The sequence below is a fragment of the Micromonospora sp. PTRAS2 genome (assembly GCF_054052245.1).
Window position 1 is genome coordinate 46,061 of sequence record NZ_JBSWBU010000002.1, and the last position, 26,720, is coordinate 72,780.

General features: G+C 75.3%; 21 protein-coding genes. 5 read left to right on the forward strand and 16 right to left on the reverse strand.

Translation table 11 applies throughout. The features are described from left to right. Window positions 1-77 precede the first annotated feature (77 nt). The 4 genes from ACVMYR_RS06165 to ACVMYR_RS06180 all read right to left on the reverse strand — a co-directional run bounded on the left by ACVMYR_RS06165 (window position 78) and on the right by ACVMYR_RS06180 (window position 6,206). Window positions 78-2,615 (reverse strand): malectin domain-containing carbohydrate-binding protein, encoded by a 2,538-nt coding sequence (locus ACVMYR_RS06165; RefSeq protein ID WP_457121712.1) that lies wholly within the window; start codon window positions 2,613-2,615, stop codon window positions 78-80. Between the two features lie 314 nt (window positions 2,616-2,929). Then, on the reverse strand, window positions 2,930-4,111 hold the full coding sequence (locus ACVMYR_RS06170; RefSeq protein ID WP_457121321.1) for a sensor histidine kinase: 1,182 nt from the start codon (window positions 4,109-4,111) through the stop codon (window positions 2,930-2,932). Then, the gene (locus ACVMYR_RS06175; protein ID WP_457121322.1) at window positions 4,108-4,776 is read right to left on the reverse strand and encodes a response regulator transcription factor; all 669 of its coding nucleotides are present in this window, start codon (window positions 4,774-4,776) and stop codon (window positions 4,108-4,110) included. The genes ACVMYR_RS06170 and ACVMYR_RS06175 overlap by 4 nt, the downstream gene beginning before the upstream one ends. A 122-nt stretch (window positions 4,777-4,898) precedes the next feature. Beyond that, window positions 4,899-6,206 (reverse strand): outer membrane protein assembly factor BamB family protein, encoded by a 1,308-nt coding sequence (locus tag ACVMYR_RS06180; protein ID WP_457121323.1) that lies wholly within the window; start codon window positions 6,204-6,206, stop codon window positions 4,899-4,901. A gap of 112 nt (window positions 6,207-6,318) precedes the next feature. On the opposite strand from ACVMYR_RS06180, the gene ACVMYR_RS06185 reads away from it, so the two are divergent. Continuing rightward, on the forward strand, window positions 6,319-8,187 hold the full coding sequence (locus ACVMYR_RS06185; RefSeq protein ID WP_457121324.1) for a hypothetical protein: 1,869 nt from the start codon (window positions 6,319-6,321) through the stop codon (window positions 8,185-8,187). Window positions 8,188-8,278: 91 nt separating this feature from the next. Here ACVMYR_RS06185 and ACVMYR_RS06190 read toward each other — a convergent pair whose 3' ends face one another. Together ACVMYR_RS06190 and ACVMYR_RS06195 are read right to left on the reverse strand one after the other, a co-directional pair. Beyond that, the gene (locus ACVMYR_RS06190) at window positions 8,279-10,225 is read right to left on the reverse strand and encodes a hypothetical protein (protein WP_457121325.1); all 1,947 of its coding nucleotides are present in this window, start codon (window positions 10,223-10,225) and stop codon (window positions 8,279-8,281) included. Then, on the reverse strand, window positions 10,225-12,009 hold the full coding sequence (locus ACVMYR_RS06195; protein ID WP_457121713.1) for a hypothetical protein: 1,785 nt from the start codon (window positions 12,007-12,009) through the stop codon (window positions 10,225-10,227). The genes ACVMYR_RS06190 and ACVMYR_RS06195 overlap by 1 nt, the downstream gene beginning before the upstream one ends. Window positions 12,010-12,317: 308 nt before the next feature. On the opposite strand from ACVMYR_RS06195, the gene ACVMYR_RS06200 reads away from it, so the two are divergent. Continuing rightward, window positions 12,318-13,508 carry a hypothetical protein gene (locus ACVMYR_RS06200; RefSeq protein ID WP_457121326.1) on the forward strand — a complete coding sequence of 397 codons (1,191 nt, stop codon included), beginning with the start codon at window positions 12,318-12,320 and terminating at the stop codon, window positions 13,506-13,508. Window positions 13,509-13,632: 124 nt separating this feature from the next. Here the strand turns inward: ACVMYR_RS06200 and dxs are convergent, their stop codons facing one another. From dxs to ACVMYR_RS06220, 4 genes are all read right to left on the reverse strand, one after another. Continuing rightward, window positions 13,633-15,564, reverse strand: a complete 1,932-nt coding sequence (gene dxs, locus ACVMYR_RS06205; protein WP_396792409.1) for a 1-deoxy-D-xylulose-5-phosphate synthase — start codon at window positions 15,562-15,564, stop codon at window positions 13,633-13,635. A gap of 73 nt (window positions 15,565-15,637) precedes the next feature. Further along, on the reverse strand, window positions 15,638-16,783 hold the full coding sequence (locus tag ACVMYR_RS06210; protein WP_457121327.1) for an anhydro-N-acetylmuramic acid kinase: 1,146 nt from the start codon (window positions 16,781-16,783) through the stop codon (window positions 15,638-15,640). 85 nt (window positions 16,784-16,868) lie between these two features. Next, window positions 16,869-18,254, reverse strand: coding sequence for a class I SAM-dependent RNA methyltransferase (locus ACVMYR_RS06215; protein ID WP_457121328.1), 1,386 nt, complete (start codon window positions 18,252-18,254; stop codon window positions 16,869-16,871). Then, window positions 18,251-20,323, reverse strand: a complete 2,073-nt coding sequence (locus ACVMYR_RS06220) for an APC family permease (RefSeq protein WP_431894263.1) — start codon at window positions 20,321-20,323, stop codon at window positions 18,251-18,253. The genes ACVMYR_RS06215 and ACVMYR_RS06220 overlap by 4 nt, the downstream gene beginning before the upstream one ends. A gap of 162 nt (window positions 20,324-20,485) precedes the next feature. On the opposite strand from ACVMYR_RS06220, the gene ACVMYR_RS06225 reads away from it, so the two are divergent. Continuing rightward, window positions 20,486-21,151 (forward strand): potassium channel family protein, encoded by a 666-nt coding sequence (locus ACVMYR_RS06225; protein ID WP_043962519.1) that lies wholly within the window; start codon window positions 20,486-20,488, stop codon window positions 21,149-21,151. A 2-nt stretch (window positions 21,152-21,153) separates the two neighbouring features. Then, window positions 21,154-21,843, forward strand: a complete 690-nt coding sequence (locus tag ACVMYR_RS06230; protein WP_043962518.1) for a potassium channel family protein — start codon at window positions 21,154-21,156, stop codon at window positions 21,841-21,843. A gap of 67 nt (window positions 21,844-21,910) precedes the next feature. Here ACVMYR_RS06230 and ACVMYR_RS06235 read toward each other — a convergent pair whose 3' ends face one another. From ACVMYR_RS06235 to dut, 4 genes are all read right to left on the reverse strand, one after another. Beyond that, window positions 21,911-22,621: a DUF3159 domain-containing protein gene (locus ACVMYR_RS06235; protein WP_457121329.1), complete on the reverse strand. Its 711-nt coding sequence runs from the start codon at window positions 22,619-22,621 to the stop codon at window positions 21,911-21,913. Between the two features lie 31 nt (window positions 22,622-22,652). Beyond that, on the reverse strand, window positions 22,653-23,036 hold the full coding sequence (locus ACVMYR_RS06240) for an OB-fold nucleic acid binding domain-containing protein (protein ID WP_043962516.1): 384 nt from the start codon (window positions 23,034-23,036) through the stop codon (window positions 22,653-22,655). Between the two features lie 166 nt (window positions 23,037-23,202). Further along, on the reverse strand, window positions 23,203-23,838 hold the full coding sequence (locus tag ACVMYR_RS06245) for a DUF3710 domain-containing protein (protein WP_091277287.1): 636 nt from the start codon (window positions 23,836-23,838) through the stop codon (window positions 23,203-23,205). A 25-nt stretch (window positions 23,839-23,863) separates the two neighbouring features. Continuing rightward, on the reverse strand, window positions 23,864-24,370 hold the full coding sequence (gene dut / locus ACVMYR_RS06250) for a dUTP diphosphatase (protein ID WP_043962514.1): 507 nt from the start codon (window positions 24,368-24,370) through the stop codon (window positions 23,864-23,866). An 83-nt stretch (window positions 24,371-24,453) separates the two neighbouring features. Between dut and ACVMYR_RS06255 the strand changes: the two genes are divergently transcribed. After that, complete coding sequence (locus ACVMYR_RS06255) at window positions 24,454-24,957, forward strand: DUF3093 domain-containing protein (RefSeq protein WP_431894266.1); 504 nt, start codon at window positions 24,454-24,456, stop codon at window positions 24,955-24,957. Between the two features lie 49 nt (window positions 24,958-25,006). Here the strand turns inward: ACVMYR_RS06255 and ACVMYR_RS06260 are convergent, their stop codons facing one another. Further along, a complete protein-coding gene (locus tag ACVMYR_RS06260; RefSeq protein ID WP_256091812.1) occupies window positions 25,007-25,912 on the reverse strand; it encodes a hypothetical protein in 906 nt (301 codons plus the stop codon). 228 nt (window positions 25,913-26,140) lie between these two features. Then, complete coding sequence (locus ACVMYR_RS06265; RefSeq protein ID WP_007075406.1) at window positions 26,141-26,437, reverse strand: DUF4193 domain-containing protein; 297 nt, start codon at window positions 26,435-26,437, stop codon at window positions 26,141-26,143. Window positions 26,438-26,720 lie beyond the last annotated feature (283 nt).

Here is a 26,720-nt window from a genome sequence, read left to right on the forward strand (position 1 = left end):
TACCCCGGAAAGGGCACCGGCCCGGCGCCGCGCGAACGCGGAGCCGGGCCGGGGTGCCCCCGTGGTGCGGCGGGGGTCTACGGGCCGACGAAGACGGCCTTGGCGCGCCAGTTGACCCCGTCGACGGCGGGGCCGCTGACGGTGGTGAACGCGCCGGTGGGCACGCCGCCGGCCCACGCGGTGGAGGCCAGCGCGCCGGTCGAGCGGCTGACCCGGTAGAGGGTGCCGCCGGCGAGGAAGATCGACCCGGTGTCGGCGAACCCGGTCACCCCCGCGACGGTGAACTTGTCGGCGCCGACCGCACCGCTGTCCGGCGTGAACCAGCGCCAGAACAGCCCGTTCTGGCCGGAGAGGGTGTAGTAGAGCCGGCCGTTGGTGTAGAGCATGCCGGTGACGTTGGCGATCTCCGCGTAGAAGTTGGTGGTGACCCCGGCGTACGTCTGCCCGTCCGGGCCGGAGTCGGTCTCCACCGTGTCCCAGTAGGCGTCGTGGTACGGGTCGACGAGGCTCGGCGTGCCGAAGGTCGTCCCGTCGAAGGTGCGCCGCTGGAGCGCGCCGCCCATCCCGTAGAACAGGGTGCCGCCGACCCAGAACGCGCCCTTCGCCTCCGACCAGTCCGTGTCGTCGGGGTTGGCGACCGGGGTGGCCGCGCCGACCGTGGTCGCCCCGTCGTACGAGCGGGCCTGCACCTCGTCGCCGGTGCCGGCGGGCGGCGGGCCGGTCTTGACGATCTCGATGGCGTTGACGAGCGGGTTCTCCACCACGTGCCCGAAGTCGATGTCGACGGTGCCGTCGCTGACGATCGTGAACGCCCGCATGGTGCCGGTGTCGTGCCCCGGCGTGACCGCGAGGTCGAGGTCGTTCAGGACGAGCGCGCCGTCCAGGGTCACGTCGAAGACCCGCTTGCCGGGGGTGCCGGTGCCGGCGTACCGGTTGGCCAGGTAGAGCCGGACGGTGACCTCGGTGCCGGCGGGCACCGGGAAGTCCCACTGCATCTCCGGCGCGCCGGTGCCGTCCCACCGCTCGGTGCTGTAGAGCGCGGCCGGGGTGCCGGCCGGGACGGTCCCGTCGAGGTTGGGCACGACCCCGTAGCTCGCGGCGCTGCTGCCGGTGTTGTGGTACGGGCTGGGCGCGTCGGCGGTGTCGGCGCTCCAGTCCGGCCCGTTGTCGGTCGACGCGACGGCGGGGCCGGCGGCGTTGACCCGGTACAGCACGTTCGTCGGCACGGGCACGCCGGCCTGGTAGACCGTGCCGGGCAGGCCGGCGGTGGTGGTCGGGTGCGGGGCCTTGCCGCCGGTCAGCGGGAAGAACGCGATCCGCTCCCGCCGGTACTGGAAGTTGCCGATCCAGGACTGGTCGGAGCCCAGCCAGATGCCCTGCGGGGTGACGAGCATCTCGGCCACGCCGTAGCCGCGCGGGTGCCGGCCCGGGTTCCACGACAGCGGCAGCCCGTTGCGCGGGTCGAGGGCGGCGATGCTGGCCCGGCCGATGGCCCCGGCCTTCGCGTTGTCGCCGCCCAGGGTGTTGTTGAGCCAGCGCAGGTGCCCGCCGACGTAGACGGCCTGCTCGCTGATGCCGACCGAGAGAAAGGTGTCGCCGCCGGAGTAGTCGACCCAGGTGGGCTGCTGTTCGTCGCCGGTCGCGGCGGCCTCCCAGCGGGCGGCGGTGTCGCAGAGCGACCCGCTGTACTGGCCGCCGGTGGTGACCACCACGAAGTAGCTGCCGTCCGGGGCGAAGGCCACGTCCCGCATGTACGAGTCGAACGCCTTCCACGAGCAGCGCGGGGTATACCGGCTGGTGTTCCAGTCGGCGACGGTCGCGGCGCTCGCGCCGAGGTCCAGCCGCACGATCTGGTCGTGCAGCACCCCGTCGGCCTTCTTGAAGTTGCCGATCACGACGAGCTGGGTGCCGTCCGGGGAGAGCGCGAGCTTCTCCGCGCCGACGCCGGCCTTGGCCCCGCTCACCCCGTCGTAGTTGTGGTTCTCGGTGAGCGTGGTGGTCAGGTAGCTGTCCAGCGCGCCGGTCGTGGCGTTGAGCGAGGCGAGGCCGCCGCGCGGGTTGGCGTTGCCGGCGGTGGTGAAGATGCCGCCGACGAGCAGCCGGCTGCCGACCAGGGCGACGTCGTCGACGAGGCCGTTGAACGCCGGCCCGGCGAAGCTGGTGACGGTGGCCCCGGTGGCGACGTTGACCAGGGCGACCTTGCGCCGGGTCACCCCGTTGACCGTGTTGAACTTGCCGGCCAGGTAGACCGTGCCGGCGGTCGGGCCGGCCGCCACCGCGTTCACCTCGTTGTCGACGACCGGCACGAAGGCGGTGTCCACCGCGCCGGTGGCCTTGTCGAACGCCAGCACGTAGTTACGGGTGATGTCCACGTCCGAGTTGCGGTTCTGCACCGTGGTGAACGAGCCCGCCGCGATGATCTTCGTGCCGGCGTCGTGGATGGCGAACACGGTGCCGTCCACGATGTCCGGCGACGCCGTGGACGGGACGGCGGAGACCACCTTGTCGTGGTCGGGCGCGGCGCTCGCCGGGCTGCCGGCGACGAGACCGGCGGCGGTCAGCGCGATCGCGGCGAGGACCGCCGGGGCGCGGCGGGTCAGGGACGAGGAACGAATCACGGGCAACTCCCGGAGCACGTGCGGACGGAGGTGCGGCTCACAGCCGGGCCGCCGGGGACGGCCGGCTCGGCGGCGCGCACCACGTGAGGCATGGCGCCATCACACCTTCACGCACCCGAGCCCGCCGAGTCCAGCGGCGGCGTCCGATTCTGCCCCAACCGCGCGACGGCTCCACCCGAGCACCCGACGTCGGGCTGCCCGCCGGAGGCGGACCCCGCCGGGTCAGCCGGGCGGGGCACACGAACAGCCGATCACGACCGGCCCCGGGGCCAGGTCAGGGCCGCCCGGCGGGCCGCCGGCCCGGCCGACCGTCAGGACCGCCCGGCGGGGGAAGGGCCGGCGACGGCGGGCACGGCGTCGGCGGCCGGCAGGGTCACCGTCACCTCCAGGCCGCCGCCGGGCTGAGCGAACACCCGCACCGTGCCGCCGTGCGCGTCGCAGACCGCCCGGACGATGGACAGGCCCAACCCGGAGCCCCGCGCCCCGGTGCGTTCCTGCCCGCCCCGGCGGAACGGCTCGAACAGGCCCGGCACGTCGCCCGGGCTGACCTCGAAGCCGGTGTTGGCGACCACCAGCCAGGACGTGCAGCCGTCCGTGCCGGTGCGCACCGTGATCCGGCCGTGCAGGTGGTTGTAGCGCACCGCGTTCTCGATCAGGTTGCCGGCCAGCCGGTCCAGCAGACCGGGATCGCCCACCACCGGCGCGGGCTCCAGCGACGTCTGCACCCGCAGCCCGATCCGCTCCACCTCCCGGCGCACGGCCGACAACGCGTTGACGGTGCCGGCGGCCAAGTCGCACTCGGTGCGTCGGCCCAGCCGCCGCCCCGCCTGGGCCTCGCTGCGGGCCAGCACCAGCAGGGCGTCGACCAGGCCGTTGGCCCGTTCCGAGGCGTCGCGGACCACGGTGGCCATCCGGCGGTACTCGGCGGCGTCGGCCTCGTCGTCGCTGAGCGTCACGTCGATCTCGGTCCGCATCACCGCGAGCGGGGTACGCAGCTCGTGCGAGGCGTTGGCGACGAACCGCTTCTGCGCCTCGAACGCGGCGGCGATCCGGTCCAGCATCGCGTCGAACGTCTTGGCCAGCTCCGCCACCTCGTCGTCCGCCCCGGACCAGCCGATCCGCTGGTCGAGGGTGGCCTCGCCGAGGCGCTGGGCGGTCGCGGTGACCTGGTGCAGCGGGCGCAGCGCCCGGCCCGCCACCGCGTACGCGCCGGCCACCCCGACCACGCTGATCGCCAGCAGGGCCAGCAGGCCCTTGACCAGCAGCTCCCGGGACGCGGCGTCGACGAGCTGCCGCTGCCACTCCCCCGCGTCCAGGGACCGGCCGTCGGCCAGCAGCACGGTGGTGCCGGGCAGCAGCTCGTCGGTGGGACGCAGCGCGTCGCGGACCAGCAGCCAGGCCAGCAGCACCAGGATCGTCCCGGCGCCCACCAGCAGCACCCCGTTGAGCAGCGTGAGGCGCAGCCGCAGGGTCGGCCGCAGGCGGACGCTCACGACAGCCCCTCGGCGGTGCGGTAGCCGGCGCCGACCACCGTCTCGATCAGCGGCGGGTCGCCGAGCTTGCGGCGCAGCGTCATCACGGTCACCCGGACGATGGTGGTGAACGGGTCGGTGTTGGCGTCCCACACCCGCTCCAGCAGCTCCTCGCTGGAGACGACGGCGCCGCGCGCCTTGAGCAGCTCGGCCAGCACCCCGAACTCCTTGTTGGTCAGGTCGACCGCGGCCCCGCCCCGGGTCACCACCCGGCGGGCCGGGTCGAGCACCAGGTCGCCGACGGCCAGCACGGGCGGGGCTGCCGGGGTGGCCCGCCGGCCCAGCGCCTGCACCCGGGCAACCAGCTCGTCGAAGGCGAACGGCTTGGGCAGGTAGTCGTCCGCGCCGAGCTGCAACCCCTCGACCCGGTCGGCGACGGTGCCGCTGGCGGTGAGCATGAGCACCCGGGTCAGCGTGCCGGAGGCGGCCAGCTCGGCGCAGATCTGGTCGCCGTGCATGCCGGGCAGGTCCCGGTCCAGCACCACCACGTCGTACCGGGTGACGAAGGCCATCTCGTGGCCGCTGTCGCCGTCGTAGGCGACGTCGACGGCCATGCCGCGCTTGCGCAGCCCGCGCGCGATCGCGTCGGCGAGGTTGCGCTCGTCCTCGACCACCAACACCCGCATACCCGCCTCCTCGCCGGCCGACCTCCCGACAACCTAGTGCCGGCCACCAAACCAGCGTGGCACCCGGCCCGGCCGGGCGTCCGGGCGGGGAGGACCGGGCGGAGAGGCCGCCGGGGGGACCGTCAGGCGGGCAGCCGCCACCAGCCGTACGTGCCGGCCTGCCGGCGGCAGACGATGTCGCGGCCGTCGGCCGCGCAGTCCCCCGCCGCGTCGGGCAGCACGTCGCGCAGCCGGGCCACCGCCCCCGCCAGGTCCAGCTCCACGACGACCAGGCCGCCGCCTGCGCGGTCGGGCCGGGTGCCGTAGTACGGCCCGTCCGGGGTGCGGCTGAACGCCAGGTCCCAGCGCCCCAGGTCGGCGACCTCCCTCCCGGTCGCGGAGTCGAGCACGCCGAGGTGGCTGGCCGTGCCGCCCGCCTGGTCGTCGGCGATCACCAGGAGCCGGTCGCCGCGCACCGCGACGACCGTCTGCCAGCGGGGGTTCGTCCACCGGACCCCGCCGGTCGCCGGGTCCAGCCCGGACAGTTCGGAGCCCTGGTACGCGAAGGCGCAGATCACCTTCCCGCACGTCCCCGCGTAGCCGAAGCTCGGCCGCTCCACCGCCCAGCGCCGGTCCAGCGCGGCGAGGCCGTACGCGGTCACCCGCCAGACCTCGCCCTCGTCCTGTTCGAAGGCCAGCAGCAGGTCACCGCTGACCTCGACGTGCAGGCCCCCCTGCCAGCCGCCGGGCGGCGGGGCGAGGGTCGCCCGCACCGCCCCGGAGACCGCGTCGCGCAGCTCGATCCGGCCGGCGGCCGTGACCAGCGCCACCTGATCGGCCGCCCAGTCCTCGTCGCGGTAGTGGAAGGCCGCCTGGCCCAGGTGACCCGGCACCGACCACCGGACGCGGCCCGACGTCGGGTCCACCGACCGCAGCTCGCCCCGCTCGTTGTCGTCGCCGAGGAGCAGCAGGCCCCCGCGGGCCGCGAGCACCGGGTAGCCGGCCTGCTGCCAGCGCCGCTCGCCGGTCGCCGCGTCCACGGCGACGGTCTCCACGCCGGCCGGCTGGTAGTCGATGAGCAGGGCGACGCCGTCCCGCTCCTGCACGCCGTCCAGGCGGCCGGTGCTCGCCACGGCCGTACGCCACAGCGTCCGGATGCCGGCGCCGGCCCCGGCGGGCGTCGCGTGAGCGGTCACCTCGCGGGACCCGCCGGTGCCCACCTCCGGGGCCAGCACGTAGACCCGGCCGCCGAGGACGACGACCTGGGAGCCCAGCCGGCCGCCGAGCACCGCCGACGCGGGGCGCGCCACGGGCGCCGACGAGGCCAGGACGAACAGCGCGAGCAGACCGGCCAGCGCCACCCGCAGGGGTCGGCCCACCGCCCGGGGCGGCCGGGAAGCGGGCTCCGGCTCCCGGTCGCCGCGCACCTCGCCGAGGTCGATCAGCGTCACCCTCGCTCCTTCCCGGGCCGTGGCCGGCGCTCCCGCGACGCGTCCTCCCGGACCGCTGTGGGGCGCACCGGCCGACCGGGACCGCGCGCACGCGCCTGTACGATGGCGCGTCGTGGCCGTGCCGGTGGTAGACCCCTCGCTGAACTCCGACTCCGCACCCGTCGACTCCGCACCCGTCGAAACGGGGGCCAGGTCGACCGGGCCCGGGGCGGCGGGCACAGGCACACCCCGCCGGCCCCGCTGGCGGCCGGCCCGCGCCGACCTGCTGGCCATCGGAGCGTACGTGCTCCTCGGCGTCCTCGTGTGCCTCAACTACTGGGGCGACGTCGAGCACCGCGTGTCGTCGCACCTGCCGACCGACCACAGCTGGTTCGAGTGGCTCTTCGCCCACGGCGCGTACTCCGTGCAGCACCTGGAGAACCCGCTGTTCTCCCTGCGCCAGAACGCCCCGGACGGGGTGAACATGATGGCGAACACGTCGCTGCTCGGCGCGACCCTGCCGCTGGCGCCGGTGACGCTGCTGTTCGGCCCGCAGGTGACGTACGCCCTCTATCTCGGCGGGGCGCTCGCGGCGACGGCCGCCACCTCGTACTGGATGCTGTCGCGGCACCTGGTGCGCTCGCGCGCGGCGGCGTTCCTCGGCGGCGCGTTCCTCGGCTTCGCGCCCGGCATCGTGCACCACGCCAACGGGCAGCCGAACTTCGTCTCCAACTACCTGCTGCCGCTGATCGTGGCGCGGGTGCTGCTGCTGGGCGCGGCGGGGCGCAGCTGGCGGCGCGACGGGGTGGCGCTGGGGCTGCTCGTGGCGTACCAGATCTTCATCAACGAGGAGATGCTGCTGCTCACGGCGCTGGCCTGCCTGGTGGTCGTGCTGGCGTACGCGGCGCAGCGGCCCCGGGCGACGTGGGCCCGCGCCCGCGGTTTCCTGTCCGCGCTCGGCCTCGGCGGCGCGCTGGCGCTGCTGCTCACGGCGTACCCGATCTGGTTCCAGTTCAACGGCCCGCAGTCCTACCGGGGGTTGCAGGGCGGGGTGTTCCACAACTGGGGCGAGGACCTGGTGGCCTTCGTCACGTTCGCCCGGGACACCGTGGCCGGCGACGAGGCGGTGGAGAAGACCATCGGCCTCACCGAGCAGAACACCTGGTTCGGCTGGCCGCTGGTGCTGGTGGCGCTGGTCGCGCTGGTGCTGCTGGTGCGCCGGTCGCTGCCCGCCCGGATCGTCGCCGTGCTGGTGGTCGTGTTCACCGTCGCCTCGATCGGCCCGGTGGTGCGCTTCGACGGGGCGGAGACCACGATCGACGGGCCGTGGGCGTACATCCCGGACGACCTGCCGCTGGTGGAGATGATGATGCCCACCCGGCTGGCCCTGGTGGTGGCCGCCGCCGTCGGCGTGCTGCTCGCCCTGGCCTGGGACGCGCTGGCCCGCACCGCGCCGGCCGGAACCGGGGCCGGGACCGCCGGCCGGGCGGGCCGCTGGCTGCGCCCCGTCGGGTACGCGGCGCTCGCGCTCGCCGTGCTGCCGCTGGTCCCCCGCCCGCTGCCCGCCGAGCGGATCGACCCGCCGCCGCACTTCATCACGTCCGGCGGCTGGCGGCCGTACGTCCCGGCGGGCCGGACCCTGGTGCCGGTGCCGATCCCGAGCAACGTGCACGGCCTGCCCACGCTGCGCTGGAGCGCGCTGACCGGGCACGAGTTCCCCATTCCCGGCGGCTACTTCATCGGGCCGAACCCCGACGGCGAGGGCGTCTTCGGCGCCCCGAACCGGCCGACCAGCACTTTTATCTACTCCACGATGGACACCGGCGTCGTGCCGCCGCTGACCGAGGAGAACCGCCGGCAGGCCGTCGAGGACCTGCGCTACTGGAAGGCGTCCGTGGTCGTCCTCGGCGCGCATCCCCGCGAGGCGGTCCTGCGCGAGCTGATGACCGCCCTGCTCGGCCCCCCGCAGCGCGTCGACGACGTCTGGCTCTGGCAGGTGTAAGGAAGGGCCCCCTGTTAACGCATTCTGCATAGCAGGGGCCCCTTGTTAACGCCGCGGCGCGGGCGCGCCGGCCGCGGCGGCGCGGCGGCCGTCAGCCCACCAGGGGGCGCACGTCCCACACCCACGCGCCGTCGACCTCGTGCCCCGGGCCGACGAGCGCGTTGACGGTGCGGCGGACCGCCTCGCCCCGGTGCAGCCCGCCCTGCACCAGCACCGCCGCCCGCCAGTGGCGCAGGTCCGCCACCGCCTGCCGGCGGTCCGCGTCGGTCACCACCGGCACCTCGCCGGTCTCGGCCGCCCGGCGCAGCAGCGCCGCCGTCGGGCGGTCGGGCGCGCCCCAGTGTGCGGTCGGGTCGGCGTCACCGCTCGGGCCGATGAAGTAGCCGCCCGGCGCCGTGAAGGCCAGCCCGGTGCGGGCCGACCAGAAGGTCGCCGGGCTCACCCCCGCGCCGGTCACCGGCGGCACCGGCACGAGGGTCCGCCCGGCCGGCACGTACGCCCGCCAGCCGCCGTCGGCCACGAACGCCGGCACCGGCCACGTCGGCACGGTGCGGATCGGCGTGGGGGCCAGCGGGAGCAGCGCGGCGGCCACGGCCCCGCCCCAGAGCAGCCGCACCGGCACCCCGGGCCGGTCGGCGGTCGTCCCGCCCCCGGAGCCGGTCCCAGACAAGGCCGCCGCCCCGCCCTCGGAGCCGGTCCCAGACAAGGCCGCCGCCCCACCCTCGGAGCCGGTCCCAGACAAGGCGGTCGCCCCGCCCCCGGAGCCTGGCCCGGCCGACACCGCCCCGCCGCCGGCCGGGGCCAGGGTGAGCGCCCGGTCCAGCGAGAGCGCGACCAGCACCCCCAGCACCGGCACGCAGATCAGGGCGAACCGGGCCGGCACCACGAGGTCGAGCAGCGGCACCCCGGCCAGCAGCCGGTACGGCCCGGGCAGCCCGGTCGACGCGCCGTCGACCCGCACGGTGTCGCCGAGGGAGAACAGGGCGGCGAGCAGCCCGACGGCGGCGAGGGCCCGCACCAGCGGCCGACGCCACAGCCAGACCACGACCACCACGGCGAGCACCAGCAGGCCCGGCCCGAAGAACGAGTTCTCCTCGGTGGGGTTCGGCGAGAGCAGCCCGGGCAGGTACCCGTCGCCGAGGACCGTCTGCCGGGCCGACGCGGTGAACGAGGCCGCGTCGAGCTGGAAGCCCCGCGCGTGGAAGGGCATCCCCCGGTAGTGCTGCGGGCCGAGGAACTGGAACCACAGCGGGTACGCCAGCAGCGCACCCGCCACCAGCGCGCCCACGCCGAGCCGGCCGAGGAGGGCGGGCGCCAGCCGGCGGGCCGCCGCCCGGTCGGCGAGGGCGTACGCCACCGCGAACACCCCGGCGGCGAGCGCCAGGAAGACGAGCAGTTCCTCGCCGACGAAGACCTGGTACGCCACGAGCAGCCCGAGCGCCACCCCGTGCCGGCGGACCCGGTCGGTGCCGGGCCGGAACACCAGCGCCAGGATCGGCGGCACCAGGAACTGGGCGGCCATGTGCAGGTGCGCCCCGGCCTGGGCCACCATGCCCGGGGCGAAGCCGCAGACGAGGCCGCCGACGGCGGCGGCGACGCGGGAGCCGACCAGCCGGCGGGCCAGCAGGACGTACCAGGCGGTGGCGGTGCCGGCCAGGCTGACCACGACCGCCACGAGGAAGGCCGCCTGCGTGCCGAACAGCAGCGTCACCGGGGCCAGCGGCACGCCCAGCCCGAGCACCGACGTGTTGGCCATCAGGTTCACCCCGTCCGGGGCGTTCAGGGCCGCGCTGTGCAGCGGGTTCTCCCCGGCGGTGACCGCGCGGGCCGCCCGGGCGAGCATCCACTCGAACAGCATCTGGTCGTTGTCCTGGTGGAACAGCCGGTCGGGCCGGCCCCACTGGCGGCTGGTGAGCAGCACCGCCAGGCCGAGGTAGCCGGCGACGACGGCGGCGTCGACGCTGCGTACCCGTCGGATCCGCACCGGGCCCGGCTGCCGCCGCCCGCCCGGCGCGACGTCGGCGGCGGGCGCGGCCATCAGGCCGACGGGCCGGTCAGGGTCCGCACGTCCCAGACCCAGACGTCCAGCTCGCGGCGCGCCGGGCCGACCAGGTCCTCGACGGTACGCCGCAGCGGCTCGGCGTTGTGCTGGCCGACCGGGAGCACCAGGATCGCGGCCCGCCAGTGCCGCAGCTCGTCCAGCGAGCGGCGGCGCTGGCGGTCGTCGAGCTTCGGGGTACGGCCGGTGCTGGCCACGTCCTCCAGCAGCTCGCCGACGCCGCTGGGGCGCCCGCCGAACCGGCCCGGGTCGCCGGTGTTGCCGTTGCGCGGGGCGAGGAAGTAGCCGCCCGGGATCTTGAAGTCGAGGTTGGTGGTGGCGGCCCACCGCATCCCGTGCGTGTTGCCCATGCTCGGCACCGGGATCGGCACGAGGGTCTGGTCGGGGCCGACGTAGTCGCGCCACCGGTCGGCGGTGATGAACTTCGGCACCGGCGGGCGGGAGGTGACCTTCAGCGGCATCGGCGCGATCGGCAGCAGCGCCATGACCAGCGCGGCCACCCCGAGGGTACGCATGGTGCGGGCCTCGGCCGTGCGCAGCGCCCAGACCCGCTCGACGGCCACGGCGAGCAGCACCCCCACCACCACGGTGGTGATCATGCCGAACCGGGTGGGCACGACGGCGTCGAGCAGCGGCAGCCGCACCAGGAACTCCCAGGGGCCGGTGAACAGCTCCCGGTCCCACCAGGACACCCGCTCGCCGAGGGAGAGCAGCGCGAAGAACGCGCCGGTCGCGGCGAGGGCGCGGACGATCGGCTCGCGGCGCAGCCAGAGCACGATGCCGACGGCGATGAGGGCGAGGCTCCAGCCGAGGAAGGCGTTCTCCTCCGAGTAGTTCGGCGCGAGGTTGACGTTGGCGCGCTCGTTGCCGCCGAGGGTGGGCGAGCCGGGGGCGAAGAACGCGGCGATGTCGTTGCCGTAGTCGCGGACGGCGTCGCTGAGCCCGTGGTACGCCATCGGCCCGGCGAACTGCACGTAGAGCGGGTACGCCAGCAGCGACCCGGCCAGCACGGTGCACACCGCCACGGCGACGCCCAGGGGCCGCCACGCGGACGACCACAGCCCCGGCCGCTGCACCAGCACGGCGATCAGGAACACCCCGCAGGCCATCGCCGTGAAGAGCAGGATCTCCTCGTTGATGAACGCCTGCACGGTGACCAGCAGCGCCAGCAGCGCCCCGTCGCGGACCGGCCGCTTCGAGCGGGTGATCACCAGCACCCGCCAGACGATGAACGGCAGCAGGAACTGGCTGATGATGTTCGGGTGCCAGTTGGCGTGCGAGAGCATCGCCGGGGAGAACCCGCAGAACCAGCCGCCCACGGCGGCGGCGAGCGGGTTGCGGACGACGTGCCGGGACAGCACCCGGTACCAGGCGGCGGCGGTGCCGGCGAGGCCACAGGTGACCAGCACCACAAAGGAGACGGCGGGTCCGAACAGCAGGGTCACCGGCACCATCGGGATGCCCAGCGCCAGGACGGCCGTGTTGGCCATCAGGTTGACCCCGTCGGGGTAGTTGAACTGGTCGGTGTAGAACGGGAACTCGCCGTGCAGCACCACCCGCACGGAGTGGGCGAGGAAGAACTGCACCTGGGCGGGGTCGCTGCTGTAGAGCGAGGCGACCCGGCCGGCGGGGTCGACCCAGATCTGGCTGGTCACCCAGAGCGCGGCGAGCAGGAAGAGGCCGTACACGGCGAGGTCGCGCCGCCGGGGCGTCCACCGCCAGCGCCGCCGGCTGCGGGCCCCGGCGGACCCGGCCGGGGCCACGGCGGTCGCGGTCGAGGCGGGGGCTGCGGCGGCGGGCTGCGGGGCTCCGACGGGCGGCGGGGCGGCTGCGGGCTCCGCGCCGGCCGGGGGCTCGACGGTCGGAGGCTCGACGGTCAGGGGCTCGGCAGGAGTCACAGTCGGCGGAGTCTACCGGAGGCGGGGCCGCGCCCGACAATCACCGTTGCGTCCCTTGTGGGTGGTCGGCGCGCGGCTCGCGGCCGGGGATCGAGGTGCCGGTTCGCGGCCGGCCGCCGTCTCGTACCATGTGGGGCGCAACACGACCGGCGACGCGATCGGGGGCGTAACAGGTGGCTTCAGCGCGCCGGCGCGGCGGGACGGCCACCGTGCTGCTCGCCCTCCTGCTGACCGCGACGGCCTGCGGCCCGGTCGCCGACCGCAAGCCCGACGCCCTCCCGGTGGGCTACGACAGCCTGGACGGCAAGCTGCGGGTGTGGCCGGCGCGGGGCGGCCTGGCCGGCGACGCGGCGGCGACGGCGGCGGTGACCGACGCGGTCCGGGCCTGGCGGACGCCGGTCGACGACCGGGCGCACCTGCCCTCCTCGGGGATCCTGTGGTCCGGCGAGGCCGACGGCACGCCGCTGGCCCTGGTGGCCGCCGACGTCCCCGGCGAGAGCGCCTCCTGGCTGCTGCAACTGACCCGCGACGGCAACCGCTACGTGGTCGACCGGGCCAGCGAATACACCGACCCCGGCTACCTCGTCTACTCCGACGTGCTGCCCGTGCAGACCAGCGCCGGGCGTCGCTACCTGCTCTCGGAGCGGGTGGAGCGGCTGCTCGGCCCGAAGGGCCGGGCCCTGGTCACCCGGGACGGGCTGACCGACCCGGTGGACGTGCCGGCCTGCCAGGCGGTGCCGCTGACCGCGACGCTGCGGGCTACCAGCTCGCTGCCGCGCGGCCGGGCCGCCGACCGCCTGCTCGACCTGGGTACGGCCACCACGGACCCCCGCTACCCGCTGGTGCGGGACGAGACGGGCTCGGGCCGGCGGGCGCTGGACGACCTGGACACCTGCGAGCTGGCCGACGAGCGGGGCCCCTTCGGCAGCATCCCGCGCCGCATCGGCGACCGGGACGCGCCCCGCGCCGTGCCGGAGTCGTGGCCGCGGGGCAAGGTGAGCGTGCGCGCGCTCGGCGAGGTGGCCCTCGGTGGGGGCGACCCGGCCGACCTGGAGCAGCTGAGCTGGGAGACCGGCACGGGGACGATGACGGCCGTCGTCTACCGCCCGGCGGCCGGCGACCCGGTGTTCTCGCCGGCCGACCGCGCCAACACGCTGCAGGCGTACGTGCTGCCGGTGCCGGGGCAGCCGCTGGTGGTGCTGAGCTGGCGGGCCAACCGCTACACGTCGCTGTCGGTGCCGCCGGGCACGCCCCGGCTGGTCGACCGGCCGGGGCTGGTGGTGGTGCCGCAGCCGACGAGCAAGGCGACGTTCAGCCTGGCCGGCGCGGAGAAGACCTACTACCGCTCGGTCGGCGGCCGCTAACCCGCCCCGCACCCTCGGCGGCGCGCCACCGCGCCGCCCCGCCGCACCGCGCCGCCCCACGGCGGACAGGTGAGAAGGGGCCCCTTCTCGACGCCAGGCGTTAAGAAGGGGCCCTTCCTTGCACTCAGTTGGGCAGGCGGACCGGCTCGGCCTGCTGGGCGTCCAGGCGGGAGATCCACCCGGTGACGTCGCGGGCCACGTCCTGGGCGGTGAGGCCCAGGTCGGCGAGGATCTGCGCGCGGGTGCCGTGCGGGTGCCAGTCGGCCGGCACCCCCAGGTCCCGCAGCGGCACCCGGACGTCGGCGTCCCGCATCGCCTGGGCGAGGGCGTCGCCGACGCCGCCGACGCGCACGCCGTCCTCGACGGTGACGACGAGCCGGTGGCCGGCGGCCAGCTCGACCAGCTCGGCGGGGACCGGGCGCACCCAGCGCGGGTCGACCACGGTCACCCCGTAGCCCTGCTCGGCGACCCGGGCGGCGACCTCCATGCCGAGGTGGCCGAACGAGCCGACCGCGACCAGCAGCACGTCGGCGCGGTCCGCCTCGGCCAGCACGTCGACCGGACCGACCCGGCGCACGGCCGGCAGGTCGGCGGCGACGGTGCCGGTCGGGAACCGCACGACGGTGGGGCCGTCGTCCACGGCGATCGCCTCGCGCAGCTCCTCGCGCAGCGTCGCGGCGTCCCGGGGGGCGGCGATCCGCAGGCCCGGCACCACCCCGAAGACCGACATGTCCCAGATGCCGTAGTGGCTCGGCCCGTCCGGGCCGGTGATCCCGGCCCGGTCCAGCACGAACGTCACCGGCAGCTTGTGCATCGCCACGTCCAGCAGGACCTGGTCGAACGCCCGGTTGAGGAACGTCGCGTAGACCGCCACCACGGGGTGCAGCCCGCCGAGGGCCAGCCCGGCCGCCGAGGTGGCGGCGTGCTGCTCGGCGATGCCGACGTCGTAGACCCGGTCGGGGTGCTTGCGGGCCAGCTTGGCGATGCCGGTGGGCTCGGCCATCGCGGCGGTGATGCCCACCACGTCGGGCCGGGCGTCGGCGATCGCGACCAGCTCGTCGGCGAAGACACCGGTCCACTTCACCGACGGGGCGGCCACGAGCTTGCCGGTCGCCACGTCGAACGCGCCGGGGCCGTGGAAGCAGTCGGCCTCGTCCTCCTCCGCCGGCCGGTAGCCGTAGCCCTTGCGGGTCACCGCGTGCACGATCACCGGGCCGCCGAAGTGCTTCGCCGCCCGCAGCGCCGACTCGACCGCGTCCAGGTCGTGGCCGTCGACCGGGCCGACGTACTTGATGCCGAGGTCCTCGAACATGGCCTGCGGGGCGACCGCGTCCTTGATGCCCTTCTTGACCGCGTGCAGCACCTCGTACATCGGGCGGCCGACCAGCGGCGTCGAGCCGAGGGCGTCCTTGACGGTGTCGAGGACCTTCTCGTAGCCGGGGTTGAGCCGCAGCGACGACAGGTGGTCGGCGAGGCCGCCGATGGTCGGCGCGTACGACCGGCCGTTGTCGTTGACGACGATCACCAGGGGGTTGCCGGAGGTGGCGATGTTGTTCAGCGCCTCCCAGCACATGCCGCCGGTCAGCGCCCCGTCGCCGACGACGGCCACCACGGAGCGCGCCTCGCCGCGCAGCGCGTACGCCTTGGCCAGCCCGTCGGCGTAGGACAGGGCGGTGGAGGCGTGCGAGTTCTCGATCAGGTCGTGCTCGCTCTCGGCCTGGCTCGGGTAGCCCGAGAGGCCGCCGCGCTGGCGCAGCCTGTCGAAGCCGTCCTGCCGGCCGGTGAGGATCTTGTGTACGTACGCCTGGTGGCCGGTGTCGAACAGGAGCCGGTCCCGGGGGGAGTCGAAGACCCGGTGCATCGCCAGTGTCAGCTCCACCACACCCAGGTTGGGGCCGACGTGCCCGCCGGTGCGGGAGACCTTGGCGATCAGGAAGTCACGGATCTCGGCGGCGAGGATGTCCAGCTGCTCGGCGGTCATCCGCTTCACGTCCTGCGGACCCCGCACCGTGGCCAGCAGCCGGCCGTGGTTGGCCGTGTCCTCTTCAGCACTCATGAGCGAAGAGTCTATCGGCCGCCCGGTAGTCCGCAGCCTGGCCGGGGAACGACCCCGCTGACCGGGTGCGCAGTCAGGAGACGATCACCAACCGTCGCGGCGGGGCGACCGGCGGGGCGTGCCGGTCCGGCCCGGCCGGCGTCCAGGAGCCCAGCACGGCCGCCTCGCGGGCCCCGGTCACCGACGGGACCGCCCCCGGCAGGCCGTGCCAGGACAGCCAGCCGAGCAGGGCGAACGCGTACGCCTCCTTGGCCTGGGCCGGCACCCCCAGCTCGTCGCTGGTCCGCAGCCGCCACCGGCCCGCCCCCAGCGCGGCCAGCCGGCCCCACAGGGTCCGGTTGCGCACCCCGCCCCCGGCGGCGACCACCTCGGCCACCTGATGCCGGTCGCAGGCGGCGGCCACCGTCCGGGCGGTCAGCTCCGTCAGCGTGGCCAGCACGTCGTCGGCGGCCACGGGCTCGCCGAGCGCGGCGAGCCGGTCGTCGAGGTACCCGGCGTGGAACAGCTCCTTGCCGGTGGACTTGGGCGGCGGCGCGGCGTAGTAGGGCTCGGCGAGCAGCAGCTCCAGCAGGCCGGGGTGCACCCGGCCGACCGCCGCCCGCGCCCCGTCGAGGTCGCAGGGGCGGCCGAGGAACCGCCGGGCCGCCGCGTCGAGCAGCGCGTTGGCCGGGCCCACGTCGTACCCGAGGGTCGGCGCGCCCGGGGCGACGACGGTGAGATTGGCGATGCCGCCCAGGTTGAGGGCCGCCCGGGGCGGGCCGGACCGGCCGCCCAGCAGCAGCGCGTCGAACGCCGGCACCAGGGGCGCGCCCTGCCCACCTGCGGCGACGTCGGCGGCGCGCAGGTCCGCCAGCACCGGTACGCCCACCCGCGCGGCCACCCGGGCCGGCGCGCCGAGCTGGAGGGTGCCGCGCACGGTGTCGCCGTCGACCCAGTGGAAGACGGTCTGCCCCGGCGAGACGACCGCGTCGACCCGCCCGCCGGCCAGCTCCACCCCGCGCGCCGCCGCGTCGGCGAACACCTCGCCGAGCCGGTTGTCCAGCCGGCAGACCGCCTCGATGGTGGTCGGGTGCGGCGGCAGCACCGCCTGGATCTGCGCCCGCAGCCCCTCGTCGTGGTCGAGGCCGACGTGGCCGAGCGGCCGCAGCCGCAGGTCGTCCCCGTCGACGGTGAACTCGGCGGCGACGACGTCCACCCCGTCGTACGACGTCCCCGACATCAACCCCACGATCCGCATGTAAGGAAGGGCCCCCTGTTAACGCTTTCTGTATAGGAAGGGCCCCCTGCAATCACCCCGGCGCCGGTTACCGCGCGGGTTGCAGGAGGCCGACCAGCTCGACGTGCCGGGTCATCGGGAACAGGTCGAAGCCGCGCAGCTCCGCCAGCTCCCAGCCGGCCTCGGCGAAGGTGCGCACGTCCCGGGCGAAGGCGGCCGGGTCGCAGGCCACGTACGCCACGGCGCGCGGGCCGGCCGCGACCACGTCCCGCACCACCCGCGCGCCCGCCCCGCTGCGCGGCGGGTCCAGCACCACCAGGTCCACCGGGCCGGTGATCCGGCGGCGGGCCAGGGCGGTCTCCACCCGGGCCGCCACCACCTCGACCCCGGGCAGGTCCCGCAGGTTGTCCCGGGCGGCGGCGACGCCCTCGCCGGCGGACTCGACGACGGTGACCCGGGCGGCCGGGCCGACCCGGGCGGCCACGGCGGCGGCGAACAGCCCCGCCCCGCCGTAGAGGTCCCAGGCCGACTCGCCCGGCTGCGGGTCGAGCAGGTCGAGCACCGCGCCGACCAGGGTGTCGGCCGCCGCCGGGTGCACCTGCCAGAAGCCGGACGCCTGCAGCGTCCACTCCCGGCCGGCGGCCACCTCCCGGACGGTCACCGGGCCGTCGGGCAGGACCGTCGCCGGGCCGTCGACCCGGGCTGCCGCCGCCCCGTCGGAGGGGACCGCCGACGGGGCGTCGACGCGGGTGGTCGGCCCGTCGGGCAGGGCGGTGACGGTGACGTCGCCGCCGGTCGAGGCCACCGCCTCCACCGCCTCGGCCGCCGGCCAGGGCCGCCCCAGCACCGGCAGCGCCTGGATCGCCGGGTGGGCGATGAGGCAGCGGTCGACCGGCACCACCTCGTGCGAGCGATGCTTGAGCAGCCCGGCCCGGCCGGCGGCGTCGACCGCGTACCGGACCCGGGAGCGCCAGCCGAGCGGCCCGCCGGGCAGCGCCGCGACCCGGACCCCGAGCCGGTCGATCTCCGCGTCGGTGAGGCCGGCGAGGCGGCTCAGCTGCTCGCGGACCACCGCGGCCTTCCAGTCGAGCTGGGCCGCGGGGGCGACGTGCTGCAGGTCGCAGCCGCCGCACAGACCCGGTTTCGCGTACGGGCAGGGCGGCGCGACCCGCTGCGGCGCGGCGTCGAGCACCGTCACCGCGTCGGCGCGGACGAACCCGCGGTGCACCTCGGTGACCTCGGCCACCACCCGCTCGCCGGGCAGCGCGTGCCGGACGAAGACCACCTGCCCGTCGACCCGGGCCACGCAGTGCCCGCCGGGGGCGACGGCGTCGACGGTCAACTCGACCCGCTCGGCCTCCTCCAGCCCGCGCCGCTCGCCGTCGGCCGGTCCGGTGCCCGCCGACCGGACCCGACCGTCGCTACGGGCCGGTCCGGCACCCGCGCGGGACGCGTCCACGCCTGGCCGGGTCATCGCCGGTCCCCCTCGGTCGGGCCGTGCTCGCCGGGCGGGGCGGAGACCACCGGCGGCACCGGTGGGGGCAGAGTGCTGCGCGGGGCGACCCGGGGGCCGCGCGCCGGGCCCCGGCTCAGCGTCGCGTCGAGCCGGTCGAGGTTCTTGCCGGCGGTGGAGGCGAGCTGCCACGGCACGCTGGTGACCATGACGCCCGGCTCGAACAGCAGCCGCCCCTTGAGGCGCAGCGCGCTCTGGTTGTGCAACAGGTTCTCCCACCAGCGTCCGACGACGTACTCGGGAATGAAGACCGTGACCACGTCGCGCGGCGACTCCCGGCGGGTGTTGGCCACGAAGTCGAGGATCGGCCGGGTGATCTCCCGGTACGGCGAGTCGACCACGGTCAGCGGCACCGGCAGCTCCCGCCGCTCCCATTCGGCCTGGAGGTCCCGGGTGTCCTTCTCGTCGACGTTCACCGTCACCGCGGTCAGCGTGTCCGGGCGGGTGGCGCGGGCGTACGCGATGGCCCGCAGCGTCGGCTGGTGCAGCTTGCTGACCAGCACGATGGCGTGGTTGCGGGCGGGCAGCACGCCCCGGACCTCGGTCGGCTCCAGCTCGGCGGCGACCCGGTCGTAGTGCCGCCGGATGGCCAGCATCAGCACGTAGAGCACCGCCATCGCGGCGATGGCGATCCACGCGCCGAGCAGGAACTTGGTGATCAGCACGATGACCAGCACCGCGGCGGTCATCACCATGCCGAAGGCGTTGATGGCCCGGGACCTGATCATCCGGCGGCGGGCCTGCGGGTCCCGCTCGGTGCGCAGGTGCCGGTTCCAGTGCCGGATCATGCCGGCCTGGGAGAGGGTGAACGAGACGAAGACGCCGACGATGTAGAGCTGGATGAGCCGCGTCACCTCGGCCTGGAAGCCGACGATGAGCACGATCGCGGCGGCGGCGAGGAAGACGATGCCGTTGGAGAACGCCAGCCGGTCGCCCCGGGTGTGCAGCTGCCGGGGCAGGTAGCGGTCCTGGGCGAGGATGCTGCCGAGCACCGGGAAGCCGTTGAACGCGGTGTTGGCGGCGAGGAAGAGGATCAGCGCGGTCATCCCGGCGACCACGTAGAGCAGCACCGACCCGGAGCCGAAGACCGTCTCGCCGAGCTGGGCGGTGACGGTCTTCTGCACGTACCCGTCGGGGCCGGAGAGGATCTGCAGGTTCGGGTCCTCGACGAACTGGAGGCCGGTGAGCCGGGCCAGCCAGATGATGCCGACGAGCATGCTCACCGCGATGGTGCCGAGCAGCAGCAGGGTGGTGGCGGCGTTGCGGCTCTTCGGGGCCTTGAACGCGGGCACCCCGTTGGAGATCGCCTCCACGCCGGTGAGCGCGGCGCAGCCGGAGGAGAAGGTCCGCAGCAGCAGGAAGACCAGGGCGAACCCGGTGACGCTGTGCTCGGCCTGGATCTCCAGGCCGGCGCTGGGCGCGCGCAGGTCGTGGCCGAGCACGAAGTACCGGACCAGGCCAGTGACGATCATGCCGCCGATGACGATCACGAAGCCGTACGTCGGGATGGCGAACGCGGTGCCGGACTCGCGCAGGCCGCGCAGGTTCATCGCGGTGAGCAGCACCACCGCGCTGACGGCGATGAGCACCTTGTGGGTGGCCACGAACGGCACCACCGACCCCAGGTTGGCCACGCCGGAGGAGACCGACACGGCCACGGTGAGCACGTAGTCGACCAGCAGCGCGCTGGCCACCGCAAGGCCGGCCCGGGGGCCGAGGTTGACGGTGGCCACCTCGTAGTCGCCGCCCCCGGAGGGGTAGGCGTGCACGTTCTGCCGGTAGCTGGCCACCACCGTGAGCATCACCACCACCACGGCGAGGGCGATCCACGGCGAGAAGAGGAACGCCGACGCGCCCGCGATGGAGAGCGTCAGCAGGATCTCGTCGGGGGCGTACGCGACACTGGAGAGGGCGTCGGAGGCGAAGACCGGCAGCGCGATGCGCTTCGGCAGGAGGGTGTGCTGGAGCCGGTCGGACCGGAACGGTCGACCGACGAGCAGCCGCTTCAGCAGCGAGGTGGGACTGGCCACAAGCGCTAAGGGTACGACCACGGTTCCGTGGTCGCCCGGGGGTGGCGGAGCGGGAGGTTCGACCGGGCGGGGTACCGTCGTGCCCCGCTGGTAACCCCGACGTGGCAGGCTCGCAGTCGAGGGGTCGACGGCGGACGGGTGCGCGCACCTTGGGAGGGACACGTGCATGTCGTGATCATGGGCTGCGGCCGGGTCGGGTCGACCCTGGCCCAGAGCCTGGAGTCCCGGGGGCACTCGGTGGCGGTGATCGACCAGGACGCCGACGCGTTCCGCCGGCTCAGCCCGGACTTCGCGGGCATCACGGTGACCGGCGCGGGCTTCGACGGCGAGGTGCTCCGCCAGGCCGGCATCGAGCGGGCCGACGCCTTCGCGGCGGTCTCCAGCGGCGACAACTCCAACATCATCTCGGCCCGGCTGGCCCGCGAGACGTTCGGCGTCTCCCGGGTCGCCGCGCGCATCTACGACCAGCGCCGGGCCCAGGTCTACGAGCGGCTGGGCATCCCGACCGTGGCCACCGTGCGGTGGACGGCCGACCGGATGCTGCGCCACCTGGTGCCCGAGGGCAACGTGGAGATCTTCCGCGATCCGACCAGCACCGTCTCGATCGTCGAGGTGCCGGTGCACAAGGACTGGATCGGCCGGCCGCTGCGGGCGCTGGAGGAGGCGAGCGGGGCGCGGGTGGCGTACCTGATCCGCTTCGGCATCGGCACCCTGCCCACCGGCTCCACCGCCGTGCAGGAGGGCGACCAGGTCTTCATGCTGGTCACCGACGACATCGTGGCGTCGGCGACCTCGGTGGCGGGCAGCCCGCCGGAAGGAGCGCACTGAGCATGCGGATCGCCATCGCCGGCGCCGGCAACGTGGGCCGCTCGATCGCGCAGGAGCTGATCGACAACGGCCACCAGGTGATGCTGATCGAGCGCCAGCCCCGGATGCTGCGGCCCGACCGGGTGCCGGCGGCCGAGTGGGTGCTCGCCGACGCCTGCGAGCTGGCCAGCCTGGAGGAGGCCAACGTCGCCGGCTGTGATGTGGTGGTCGCGGCGACCGGGGACGACAAGGTCAACCTGGTGGTGTCGCTGCTGGCCAAGACCGAGTTCGCGGTGCCCCGGGTGGTGGCCCGGGTCAACCGGGCCGAGAACGAATGGCTGTTCACCGAGCAGTGGGGCGTCGACGTCGCGGTGAGCAAGCCGCGGGTGATGGCGGCCCTGGTCGAGGAGGCGGTGACCGTCGGCGACCTGGTGCGGCTGATGACGTTCCGGCAGGGCGAGGCGAACCTGGTGGAGATCACCCTGCCGCCGACCGCGCCGTACGTGGGGCAGCCGATCCACGCCGTGCCGATCCCCCGCGACGCCGCCCTGGTGGCCATCCTGCGCGGCAAGCGGGTGCTGGTGCCCAGCCCGGACGACCCGATCGAGGCCGGCGACGAGCTGATCTTCGTGTGCACGGCGGAGGTGGAGGACGACGTCCGCGCGGTGATCCTCGGCACGGACAGCATCGAGCGGACCCGCGGCGCGGGCTGAGCCTGGTGGCCGGGCGACGCCGTCGGTGAGGGCGGGCGCGGTGCCCGGTGGCCGCCGCCCGAAAGGATCAGCCGCCGGGCAGGGGCTCCGGGGCCGCCGTCGGCTCCTGCCCCGCCGCCGGCCGCTCGCGGGTCACCCGGCGCACCGTCCAGACCGTGATCAGCAGCAGCAGCGCGTACGGCGGGTAGCCCAGCGCCAGCCGGGCCACGCCGAGCGCGGTGTCCTGGTGGGCGAGGTAGAGCCCGGCCTGCACGCCGACCTTGGCCAGCCACACCACGCCCCACAGGACGGTGAGCTGGGTGAAGGTCCGCACGAGGCGCGGGTCGTCCCGCCACTCGGAGCGCCCCTTGGCCACCAGCACCGACCAGATCCAGCCCACGAGGGGCTGCTTGACCGCGGCCGAGACCAGCAGGGCCAGCCCGTAGCCGATGCCGTAGAGGATGCCGGGGAGGTAGAAGTCACGCTCGTCGCCGGTGCGCCAGGCGATGGCCGCGCCGATGCCGATGCCGAACAGCCCGTTGACCGCGTGCCGCACCGGCCGGCGCTGGACCAGCCGCAGCGCGGCGATGAGCAGCGCCACGGACACCGAGGCGATGACGGCGGGGCGCAGTTCGCCGACGACGTTGGCGACGACGAAGACGACCACCGGGATGCTCGACTCGACCAGCCCGCGCCAGCCGCCGAGCTGGTCGGCCATCTGCTCGGCGAGGGTCGGCAGCGGCGCCTCGTCCTCCGGCCCGGTGCCGGGCTCGGCCGCCCGCTGGGCTCCGGTGGTCATCGCGGCCCTCCCGTCGGGGGCGTGCGGGTCGTCACTTCGGCGGCTCCAACTCGTAGTACGGGTTGTAGATGACCTTGCGGTCGTCGCGCACCGCCACCCGGCCCCTGGCCGTCAGGTGCCGGCCCGGCTCGATGCCGGCGATGTGCCGCCGCCCGAGCCAGACCAGGGTCACCACGTCGCTGCCATCATATAGATCGGCTTCGAGGGTGGGGAGGTTCGTCCGGGGGGTGTAGACGACCGTGCGCAGCCGGCCGTTGACGCAGACGACCTGGCCCCGCGCGCACTGCCGGGCCGGCACGCCGCCGGACTCGGCGCTCTCCCGGCGCAGCTCCTGCGCCTCGATCTCGGCCTCGCTCGCGGTGAGCCGGTGCAGCAGCCGCCGGAACGAGACCCGGCCGCCCTCCTCGGTCGTCATGACCGCGTCAACCTCTCCTCCGCCGGCAGGCCGCGCCGGCACCGGTGCGGCCTGCGTGGGCGAGGCCGTCCCGCCAGCGTACGCCGGCCGGCGCGGGGTCGGGACCGGCGGCCCGCCCCGGGCCGGCCCGGCGACGGCGGGCCCGGGCGGGCCGGTCGTGCCCCGCTCAGGCCTCGACGGGCGGGGCGGCCTGATCGGCGACCTCGCGCGGCAGGCGCAGCGGCAGCGGCTCCCGCACCGGCTTGGCCTCCTGACCGCGGTCGACGACCAGCCCGTCCAGGCACTCGCGCAGCGGGCCGGCGGCGGCCGGGTCGGTCGCGGCGGCGCCCTGGTAGACGCCGCGCACCATCCAGCGCGGGCCGTCGATCCCGACGAACCGCAGGTCGGTCAGGCCGTCCGGGGTGCGCACCCGGGCGTGCAGCTCCGGGCCGTACTCGCCCTGCGCCTCCTGGGCCGCCGCGCCGTCGTTGAACAGCGACTGCCGGATCTCCTCGCGCACCTCGTCCCAGATGCCCTCGGAGCGGGGCGCGGCGAAGACGCCGAGCTGCAGGGCGCTCTGCCCGTGCACCAGCACGACCTGCTGGATCACGCCCTCCGGGTCGGCCTGCACCCGCACCTCCACGTCGGCCACCGCCGGGATGTGCAGGCTGCCCAGGTCGAGCCGCTGCACCCCGTCGGGGGCCTCGGCGACGTCGTACGGGCCGCGCGCCGGCGCCTCGGCGGTCGCGCCGTCGACGGCCTCGGCGGGCCGCTCGTCACGGGCCTGCCGACCGTCACCGGCCCGCTTTCGGGAGAAGATCACTGCACCCACCCTCCGCTGTTCGCACTCACCCTGCCACCTCTTCCGGCTGCCCGCCGGCCCGGTCCGCCGGCGGCGGGACGAGCCCGGCGTGCCCGCCGGTCGAGCCGTGCCCGCCGACGCCCCGCCGGGACGGCGGCAGCTCGGCCACCGGCCGGAAATCGGCCCGCGCCACCCGCTGGACAACGAGTTGCGCGATCCGATCGCCACGGGCGATCTTCGCCGGTGTCTCCCGATCATGATTGATCAGGTTGACGAGGATCTCACCCCGGTAGCCGGCGTCGACCGTACCGGGCGCGTTGAGCACCGTCACGCCGAGCCTGGCCGCCAGGCCCGACCGGGGATGCACCAGACCCACGTACCCCTCCGGGAGGGCGATCGCCAGGCCGGTCGGGACCAGGGCCCGGCCGCCGGGGGGCAGTTCCACGTCCGCGGCGGCCACCAGGTCCGCCCCGGCGTCGCCGGGATGGGAGTACGCCGGCAGCGGCAGCTGCGGGTCGAGCCGCCGCACGGGCACGGGTACGTCGTCGGTCACGGTCTGCCTCTTCCGTCCGGTTCACGGGGTGCCCTGTCATCCTGCCGGGTCGACCAGCCGTCGCGCGCCGTACCCTGGCAGGAGTGAGCCGATCGCCCGCCCCCACGTCCGCCACGACCGCCACCACGTACGCGGAGCGGCTCAGCCTGCCGTGGTGGCTCTGGCTGGCCGGGCCGGCCCTCGGCGGATTCCTCGCGCTGGAGCTGTGGCTGGGCGCGGGCGGCCTGCGCGCCTGGCTGCCGTTCGTGGTGCTGCTGCCGGCGACGGTGGCCGCCCTGTGGTGGCTGGGCCGCGTCCGGGTCGCCGTGGCCGACGGCGAGCTGCGGGTGGACGACGCCCGCCTGCCCGTGCGGTTCGTGGCCGACGCCGTCCCGTTGGACGCCGCCGGCCGCCGCGAGGTGCTCGGCGTCGGGGCGGACCCGCTCGCGTTCGTGGTGCAGCGCCCCTGGATCGCCGGGGCGGTGCAGGTGGTGTTGGACGACCCGGCCGACCCCACCCCGTTCTGGGTGGTCAGCACCCGCGACCCGGTACGCCTGGCCGCCGCGCTCCTCGCCGCCCGCGACGCCGGCCCGTCGTCGCCGGCCTGAGCCCGCCCGCGACACCCGCTGAGGCGCCCGCACGCACCCGCCTCGGCGGTCAGGGCAGGGCGGGCGGCGGGCCGGGCAGCTCGCGCCGCTGCCGCCCGAGGTCCTTGCGGAGCTGCTCGCCGAGGGACCGGGTGGCCCGCCGGTTGAGATAGCTGGCGACCGCCGCCCCGGTGAGGAACGGGCCGAGCGTGGTCAGGTTGCGGCCGAAGCGCTTGAGCAGGGTGTCCCGCAGCTCCTTGCGGGCCGCCGTGCCGAGCACCGCGCCGACGCCCACCCCGGGCATCATCGGGTTGATCCCCCGCTGGCTGGCCCAGGACTGCACCACGGCCACCGTCCGCTGGGTGCCGGCGGTGGGCAGCGGGGCACCGTACACCTCGTGCAGCTCGCCGATCAGCTTCAGCTCGACGGCCACCACCGCGACCGTCTCGGCGGCCAGCAGCACCGGCGCGGAGAGCAGCGTCGGCGCGACCGCCCACTCGACGGCCGCGACTCCCCCGCCGGCCGCGCCGATCGCGGCGGTCGTCCGGGCGGCGTTGCGGACCAGCCGGTCGGCGAGGGCCTCGTCGTCCAGGCCGGGAAAGTGCCGGCGCAGGGTGGCCAGGTCCCGGATCGGCACGTGCGGGGCGACGTCAGCGACCGCGTCGGTCATCCAGCGGACGGCGGCGCGCGGCTTGAACAGGTCGGCGAGGCCCCGGCCTCGGACCTGGCCGACCAGCCGGGTCAGCAGCTGCCGCCGGCGGGCCGGCTCGACGTCGTCGGCGGTCAGCGCGGCGACCGTCGCGCCCAGCTCCTCCCCCGCGCCGGTGCCGCCCGGCCGGGCGGCCTCGGACCCGGTGCGGGCGCTGCCCGGCGGAGCGGGCTCGGACCCGGTGCGGCTGTCGCCCGGCGGGGCGGGCTCCGGCCCGCCGGTGCCGTCGGTGGCGGGCCGCCCGCCGTCGTCGCTGCGCTCGACCATGCGTCGACCTCCCGGTGCTTCGGCGGGTGGGGAACCGTCCCGACGAGTCAAGCAGTTCCCCGCCACCGGCGCACGGCGGTGCCGTGGGCCGGTGGCGCACCGGCGGGCGCGGACGTGCCCGGGATCGGCGGCTCCCACAGCGGCGGCCTCACCGATGAGGCCGCCGCTGATGTCGCCGGATGGAGGCGCTGGTGTCCCCCGTCGAGGTGCTGGTGTGCCCTGTCGCGGTCAGACGCACTCGCGGCAGATCAGCTCGCCGTTGCGCTCGACCGCCAGCTGGCTGCGGTGGTGGACCAGGAAGCAGCGGGCGCATCGGAACTCGTCCTGCTGCATCGGTAGCACCTTGACCGTGAGCTCCTCGTCGGCCAGGTCAGCACCGGGGAGCTCGAAGCTCTCGGCCACCTCGGCCTCGTCGACGTCCACGGCGCCCGACTGTGAGTCGACCCGCCGGGCCTTGAGCTCTTCCAGGCTGTCCTCGCCGAGGTCGACCTCGTCGCGACGCGGGGCGTCGTAGTCGGTGGCCATCGGTTTCACTCTCCCATATCGATATGGTCGCTCCCGGTTGTAACGCCGGAAGGCGCTGTTTCGGTTCCACTGCCGGCCACCAACTTTTGTCGGTCACCCGACCCGGCCACCGGCCGGACCGGGTCCGCCAGAGAAACTCCCCCAGCGAGCGCGGTACCTTACCCCCCTCGGGCGAGGCATGTATACCGCCCTCGCGGCTCAGATGTACGCCCCAGACCTCGAAGTTGTTCCCAATGTGACTCAGGCGACACGAAGATAGGGGTAGTACTACCCGCTTCCCGGT

What these genes read in the sequence shown, in the direction of transcription:
- ACVMYR_RS06260 (WP_256091812.1), bottom strand. Translation starts at nt 25,912, where the DNA reads ATGGTCGAGCGCAGCGACGACGGCGGGCGGCCCGCCACCGACGGCACC.
- ACVMYR_RS06210 (WP_457121327.1), bottom strand. Translation starts at nt 16,783, where the DNA reads ATGTCGGGGACGTCGTACGACGGGGTGGACGTCGTCGCCGCCGAGTTC.
- ACVMYR_RS06175 (WP_457121322.1), bottom strand. Translation starts at nt 4,776, where the DNA reads ATGCGGGTGTTGGTGGTCGAGGACGAGCGCAACCTCGCCGACGCGATC.
- ACVMYR_RS06240 (WP_043962516.1), bottom strand. Translation starts at nt 23,036, where the DNA reads ATGACGACCGAGGAGGGCGGCCGGGTCTCGTTCCGGCGGCTGCTGCAC.
- ACVMYR_RS06190 (WP_457121325.1), bottom strand. Translation starts at nt 10,225, where the DNA reads ATGGCCGCGCCCGCCGCCGACGTCGCGCCGGGCGGGCGGCGGCAGCCG.
- dxs (WP_396792409.1), bottom strand. Translation starts at nt 15,564, where the DNA reads ATGAGTGCTGAAGAGGACACGGCCAACCACGGCCGGCTGCTGGCCACG.
- ACVMYR_RS06265 (WP_007075406.1), bottom strand. Translation starts at nt 26,437, where the DNA reads ATGGCCACCGACTACGACGCCCCGCGTCGCGACGAGGTCGACCTCGGC.
- ACVMYR_RS06215 (WP_457121328.1), bottom strand. Translation starts at nt 18,254, where the DNA reads ATGACCCGGCCAGGCGTGGACGCGTCCCGCGCGGGTGCCGGACCGGCC.
- ACVMYR_RS06235 (WP_457121329.1), bottom strand. Translation starts at nt 22,621, where the DNA reads ATGACCACCGGAGCCCAGCGGGCGGCCGAGCCCGGCACCGGGCCGGAG.
- ACVMYR_RS06230 (WP_043962518.1), top strand. Translation starts at nt 21,154, where the DNA reads ATGCGGATCGCCATCGCCGGCGCCGGCAACGTGGGCCGCTCGATCGCG.